Origin of the sequence: Paraburkholderia ultramafica, assembly GCF_902859915.1 — a bacterium.
Lineage (GTDB): Bacteria > Pseudomonadota > Gammaproteobacteria > Burkholderiales > Burkholderiaceae > Paraburkholderia > Paraburkholderia ultramafica.
The window spans coordinates 1-3,966 of the sequence record NZ_CADIKK010000104.1 but is presented as its reverse complement, the minus strand read 5'-3'; the positions used below and the strand labels follow the sequence as shown (position 1 = coordinate 3,966).

Sequence of the window (3,966 nt, the reverse complement as noted above, 5' to 3'; positions counted from 1 at the left end):
GGAGCACTCCGCGGTTTCCTCCATCGAGGCTTGTTCGACGCCTGCCAGCAACGCGCGGTGGCGCGCTCACATTCCTGCGGACCATGGCAGGCATCGAACAACCCTAAACGATTAGGGACGATCAGCCGTGCGTGGCCCGTGGCGCTCGACTTTGAGATGCGGGGTTCGAAGAGCGCGTCGACGCAAGCAAGGATACGAGAATGTCTTTATTGATCAATGGCTTAATCCGCATTTGGCGAAAATTTAACGAATCCCGGCCGACCCTCAAGCAGGCGCGATGCACATCGCGTTTTACGTCGACGATCTCGACGCGGTGCTCCAGCGCATCGCGCCTACTGGATGGCATCGGCGGGGGTGCCGCAACTCATTCCGGCGGGACCGCAAGCAGGTACTAAGGTGTTCTATGCCGTGGGGCCGGACGGTTCGGCGATCGAGTTCATGCAGCCGGGAAGTTGAATGCCTCGCTGCCTGGCGCGCCGGTCCGTATCGGCATGGGAGTGACGACAAGCCGGTAACTGTCACGCGTTAGCCTCGCGCTTGCGGTCGGGTACCATCAAGAACTCTGCATCTGCTGCTGGCACCTCAACTCGATGAATTCGGCCGGATGCATGCCCTCGACGGGCATCGTCACGCGCATGTAGCCATCGAGGAAGCGTAGCATGTCTACTGTGTTGTAGACGCGCTTGGTGCACGGTGCGTTAAGGACCGGAACGCGAATTGGAGGGGAACAATGAACGTTAAACGTACCGCTGGAGCGCTGTTGCTGCTCCTCGCATCGACAATTTGCGCATTTGGCCAGGAGGCGGGTCTGACCGATGCACAAATCGTCGGCATCATCCTTGTGGCGAATCAGGCGGAAATCGCGGCCGGCCAAACAGCCTTGCGCAGAACGCAGTCGAGAAGCGTACGATTCTTCGCGAATCGGATGGTTGACGAGCATGGACAGGTCAACCAGGAAACCGCTGGATTGATGCAGAGACTCGCAGCGACTCCACAACGAAGTGGGTTTAGCGATGCGCTCGCGCAGCAGAGCTACGACGACCTTGCGAGGCTCAATGCAGTCGAAGCTCACGAGTTCGACCAGGCGTACCTTGATCGCGAGGTGATCTTCCTGCAGCAATTGGTCAAATTGGTAAACACCTTCATTCGGTCCACGACGAACGCGGAATTGAAGACACTGCTCGTCCGGTCTCGCCCGTCTTTTATTTTCCATCTCGACCAAGCTCACCGATTGCAGTTGGCGCTGGAACGCCCCGGGTTTCGACGATGATCTGCGCGGCGGGATCAGCGTGAGGACGATCCGATCCGATCCGGAGCCGGCGTCCGACGTTCTCGCTCGCTTATTAACTTTCCGTAAGGGTCGCCGCGTCGGATACGTACGACCGTAGCCGGCCCAGCACCGGTCACTGACCGGCAACTCCACGCCGACATTCCAGTGTCGCCTACCGCCCGGGCAGCGGACGTCCTTGTGCCGCCCAGCGCGAAACGACTGTCTTTGGTACGCCCAGCGTATGCGCCGCGTGCGTGAAGCCCTGCATTTCGACGACGGTGCAATAGGTCCGCAGCGTTTCGAGGTGGTCTATAAATGCTCGGAATCCAAGGTAAGTCAAATGGCTTATAACTATACTGTCTAGTATAGATAAAACACTCCGTTGCGGTCAGCGTAAATAAACCGGGCAGTCTAGTTATGATATAATTGTCAGCATTGATCGTTGACGCCAGTCAGGCGCGTCACCGCGGCCAGTGATGTTGTTGGCCGGTTTCACAGACCGAAGGAGAACCCGGGAATGAGGGTTAAAACGGAAGAAAAGCGGCAGGCGATTGTTGACGCCGCGTTCGAGGTATTCAGTGAGGTGGGATTCGAGCAGGCGTCGATGTCTGAGATAGCGGCACGGGCGGGCGGATCAAAAGCCACGCTGTACAGCTATTTCCAGTCGAAGGAAGAGATGTTCGCCGAGTTCATGACCGCCGCCGCGCAACAGGTCATCGCGGCGTTCGAGCTGCTCAAGACCAGTGTGCCGGTTCGCGATGCACTGGCGAGCTTCGGCAAGCACTATCTGGTTGCAGTGCTGAAACCGCAACTGCTCGCGGTACGCCGTCTCGCGCATCAGGCAGGCGGCCGCCCGAACGGCGGCGCCCTGTTTTATGAGCGCGGGCCGAAGCGCGGCTGGCAAATGATGGCAGTCTTCCTGCAGCAATTGATTGACGCCGGACAGCTGCGCAGCTGTAACACCGCCATCGCGACCGCGCATCTGCGCACGCTGTATGAAGCGGAGTTGATGGAGCTCTGCCTGTTTGGCGTTCCAGCCGATACCGGTTCCCGCAACATCGCCAAAGTCGTTCAGCGAGCGGTCGACGTGTTCATGGCCGCCTACGGGTCGACGGTCCCCGCACAAACCAGGAATTGGTGACGGGCAGCCGCCCGCGCAAGGCGAGCGGCAGATCGGCGTTCCGGTGCAAACCTGGCCGTCAATCCTGATAGAGCCCACTTGCCACATAGCGGCGCCGAAGGTCGCCCAGCACCGCTGCCAGGATCGCGCTGACCGGCAGCGCGAGTAGCACGCCAAAAAATCCGAACAACTGGCCAAACGCAAGCAGCGCGAAGATCACCGCGAGCGGGTGCAGCCCGATGCGGTCACCCACCAGTTTGGGAACAAGAAAACAGCTTTCGAGTACCTGCCCCACTCCGTACACGGCTGCGACTGCAGCCAGACCGTACCAGCCGCCGAACTGCAAAAGCGCGGCAAGGAGCGCGAGGGCCAGCCCCACGGCGAAACCGACGTAGGGAATGAACACCGCAAAGCCGGTGAACAGTCCGATGGGCAACGCGATGTCGAGGCCGGCCAAGGTCAACGCCATCGGGTAGAACGCGGCGAGCACGCCCATCACCAGCAACTGGCCGCGCAAGTACTGCGACAGCATCCGGTCCATCTCGGTCACGAGTGCCCGGACCTTGCCGACCCAGCGCCGTGGCACAAAGCTTTCCATCCGCGCGAATATCTGGTGCCTGTCGTAAAGCTGATAAAAGAGCACAAGCGGCACCAGTATCACGTTGCTTACCACGGGAAGCACAACGTTGCTGCCTGTACGCACGTAACGCAACACGGCGAGTATGACGGTCTGGCCATCGCCGATCGTGTCGCCCGTCAGCAGGTGGCGGACTTCGGCCAGATCGAGTGAGTAGCTGATACCCAGCAGTGCCAGCTTGGGTTGCAGCCACGCGTTCAGGTTCGCGATGAAGACGGGAATGTTCTTCGCGAGCTCGGGCCCTTCCTTGTGCATCACGGCAAACACGAGTAGCGGCAGCAGCGTCAGGAGCAGTGCGAACAGCAGCATCATCAGCAAGACGGCAAGTGCACGTGGCACGCGCTGGCGCACCAGCCACTCGACGCCCGGTTGCAACATGTACGCGATGAGCGCACCGAGGAGGAACGGTGTCAGCACCGGTCGCAGGGTCCATAGAAGGATACCGAGCCCAGCCGCGACGGCGCTCCAGACGAGGGTCTGGCGCTGATAGGGAGTCACGATCATGGTCAGGAGTTCGTATTCAGGTGACCCGGCAGGCGACAGGCAAAACCGGCGCATGTCGTGGGGTCGTCAGTAGTCTTGGTTCAACATCGGTGAAGGCGGAGGGGCCGGCGCCCCTCTCGCAGTCAATGCGCCTGTGACGTATCCGCGACACGCGTCGGTCTGGGTGCAAGCCAGATCGCCAGTGCCCCGACGATGAAACAGCATGCGATGTTAAAGAAAAGCTGGTTGGTGGCGAGCATCACCGCCTGCGACTCGACCATGTTGCTGATCTGCGCCTGCGCCTGATCCGCGCTCCAGCCGGAACCGGTCAGCGAGGACATGAAATGGCCGGCCTGATCGACCAGGCCCGACAACTCCGCGCGGTTGAATTTGGTCTTGTCCTCCCACAACGTGTTGACGACCGAGGTGGCAATCGCGCCGCTGAAGGTCCGGCAG

General features: G+C 60.4%; 3 protein-coding genes and 1 pseudogene. 2 read left to right on the top strand and 2 right to left on the bottom strand.

Annotation, left to right across the window (positions count from 1 at the left end):
- The first annotated feature begins 730 nt into the window (after positions 1-730).
- A complete protein-coding gene (locus HV744_RS36180) occupies positions 731-1,270 on the top strand; it encodes a DUF4142 domain-containing protein (protein WP_175154036.1) in 540 nt (179 codons plus the stop codon).
- A gap of 517 nt (positions 1,271-1,787) precedes the next feature.
- Positions 1,788-2,411 carry a TetR/AcrR family transcriptional regulator gene (locus HV744_RS36175; protein ID WP_175154035.1) on the top strand — a complete coding sequence of 208 codons (624 nt, stop codon included), beginning with the start codon at positions 1,788-1,790 and terminating at the stop codon, positions 2,409-2,411.
- A gap of 58 nt (positions 2,412-2,469) precedes the next feature.
- Here HV744_RS36175 and HV744_RS36170 read toward each other — a convergent pair whose 3' ends face one another.
- Positions 2,470-3,531: an AI-2E family transporter gene (locus HV744_RS36170; RefSeq protein ID WP_246279378.1), complete on the bottom strand. Its 1,062-nt coding sequence runs from the start codon at positions 3,529-3,531 to the stop codon at positions 2,470-2,472.
- Between the two features lie 122 nt (positions 3,532-3,653).
- Positions 3,654-3,966, bottom strand: a pseudogene (locus tag HV744_RS36165) (MFS transporter); the annotation flags it as partial.

What these genes read in the sequence shown, in the direction of transcription:
- HV744_RS36180 (WP_175154036.1), top strand. Translation starts at nt 731, where the DNA reads ATGAACGTTAAACGTACCGCTGGAGCGCTGTTGCTGCTCCTCGCATCG.
- HV744_RS36175 (WP_175154035.1), top strand. Translation starts at nt 1,788, where the DNA reads ATGAGGGTTAAAACGGAAGAAAAGCGGCAGGCGATTGTTGACGCCGCG.
- HV744_RS36170 (WP_246279378.1), bottom strand. Translation starts at nt 3,531, where the DNA reads ATGATCGTGACTCCCTATCAGCGCCAGACCCTCGTCTGGAGCGCCGTC.